4 protein-coding genes are annotated in these 1,904 nt (G+C 68.2%); all 4 read left to right on the plus strand.

Annotated features, from left to right (window positions below; genetic code table 11):
* Positions 1 to 263, plus strand: a 263-nt coding sequence (locus ACTQ48_RS11070; protein WP_441570950.1) for a hypothetical protein, incomplete at its 5' end; no start/stop codon positions are given.
* 100 nt (positions 264 to 363) lie between these two features.
* Positions 364 to 504 (plus strand): hypothetical protein, encoded by a 141-nt coding sequence (locus tag ACTQ48_RS11075; protein WP_343118921.1) that lies wholly within the window; start codon positions 364 to 366, stop codon positions 502 to 504.
* Entirely contained in the window at positions 501 to 1,181 is a 681-nt protein-coding gene (locus tag ACTQ48_RS11080; RefSeq protein WP_441042246.1) for a YqaJ viral recombinase family protein, read from the plus strand. The genes ACTQ48_RS11075 and ACTQ48_RS11080 overlap by 4 nt, the downstream gene beginning before the upstream one ends.
* Positions 1,178 to 1,904 (plus strand): hypothetical protein (locus ACTQ48_RS11085; RefSeq protein ID WP_441570952.1); only part of this gene is annotated, 727 nt, incomplete at its 3' end. The genes ACTQ48_RS11080 and ACTQ48_RS11085, both read left to right, overlap by 4 nt.

The following is a 1,904-nucleotide window of genomic DNA, read 5'->3' on the forward strand; positions in this document are numbered from 1 at the left end:
GCATCTTCGAGCCATGCATCCCGGGTGAATGCGATGACCACGAGGTCAACCACGACCACATGGAGACCGACGGGGGCGAGTGGGTGCATGTCGATGAGCGCGTGGGATGGGCTTGCACGATCTGCCGCTACGACGATGGCGAGCCCTTCGATTGGCCATGCACCACGGTCCGTGTAATCACGGATGCGCTGGGGGTCGCGACGCTCACCGAGCCGATGCGTGCCGCCGGGATCGACTTCGCCGCGCTCGGCGGTGCGTCATGACCCGCCGCATCGTGCTCGACATCATCGTGCCCGTCATCGCGGTCCTGCTGTCCATCGGCGTGGTCTGCGTCGGGCTGTGGCTCGGGACGGAGGTCCGGTCATGAGCGCCTGTATTGAGCCGGACGCCTGCCCCCACGACGGCGAGATCGACGTGGAGACCTACGGCTGCAATGCGTGGCGGGTCTGCGGCGACTGCGGCGAGATCCTCGACTCCGCTGCATGGTGGGAGGCGGGACTGTGACCCTACTCTGCACCTACCCGCCGAACACGCCCGAGTGGCATGAGGCGCGGCGCTGGCGGATCGGCGGCTCCGAGATCGCCGCCGCCTGCGGACTGTCCCCATGGACCCACCGCGACCAGCTCATCGCCGACAAGATCGCCGGCACTGTCCACCCCCAGACCCCGGCGATGTGGCGCGGCACCATGCTCGAGGCTGCTGTCCTCGGCATGGTCGCTGAGCGGCGATCCCTCACCACCTCATGGCCCACGCCTCTCATCTACGACGACGCGATGGCGGGCACCCATGTGCATCCCCGCCACGACTGGGCGCTGTACAACCCAGATGCGGTCACCACAGACGGGGTGCTGGTCGAGGCGAAAACCGCCGACCGGCGTGCCGTCCTGACCGGTGACGACTGGGACGACCCCCACCGCCCCGCGCACGCATGGGGACGGGCCGGTACCGATCGGGTGCCGATGCACTACCTGTACCAGGTGCAGTGGGGCCTCGGCATCCTCGGACTCGACCGCGCCATCCTCGCCATCCTCGCCGCCGGTGAACGCGGCTTCGATTTCGCCACCTACCCGATCCGATTCAACCCAGCCCTGTTCACCGCACTGATGCGGGCCGGGCAGCGCTTCATCACCGACCTCCACGCCGCACGAGACGCGGCCACCACAGACAGGACAGCAGCATGACCGGCACCGAACTGGCAACCATGCCCCAAAAACTCGAGTACGCCCGCACCCTCGCAGACGGGAACCTGCTCCCCAGGCAGTACTACAAGCAACCCGCGAACGTGCTCATCGCGATCGAGTACGGGGACGCGCTCGGCATCCCGCCTATGCAGGCCATCAACTCGATCCACGTGATCGAGGGTAAGCCGACCGCGTCGGCCGACCTGCTCGCCTCACTGGTGCGCCGGGCCGGGCACAAGCTGCGCATCCGCGAGGAGGCCACCGAGCATGGCCCGGTCGTGACCGCCACCCTGATCCGCGCCGACGACCCCGACTTCGAGTTCACGTCCTGCTGGGACAGGACGAAGGCGAAGGCGGCTGGACTGTCCGGCAAGGGCAACTGGTCCAAGTATGAGGGGCAGATGATGCGCGCCCGCGCCATCACCGAGGTGTGCCGCATGGGCGCATCCGACGCCCTGTACGGCGTCATCTACACCCCCGAGGAACTGGGGGCCGGCACGCCACCGGAGCGGGTCACGGTCACCCAGCAGCAGCCGACGCCTGACCCGGCCCCGACCAACGTCGATGCTGCGATGGAGGCGTTGCGCGGCATGGCTGAGCCGATGCTGAGCACCGAGCAGACCACCACCATCGGCGGACTCGTCAAACAGGCCGGGCTCACCAAGAGGCAGGCGCTGGACTTCGCCGTCGAGGCTGTCGGACATCCGCTCACGTCCGCGACCG

The sequence above is a fragment of the Collinsella sp. Sow4_E3 genome, assembly GCF_052116285.1.
Taxonomy (GTDB): domain Bacteria; phylum Actinomycetota; class Coriobacteriia; order Coriobacteriales; family Coriobacteriaceae; genus Collinsella.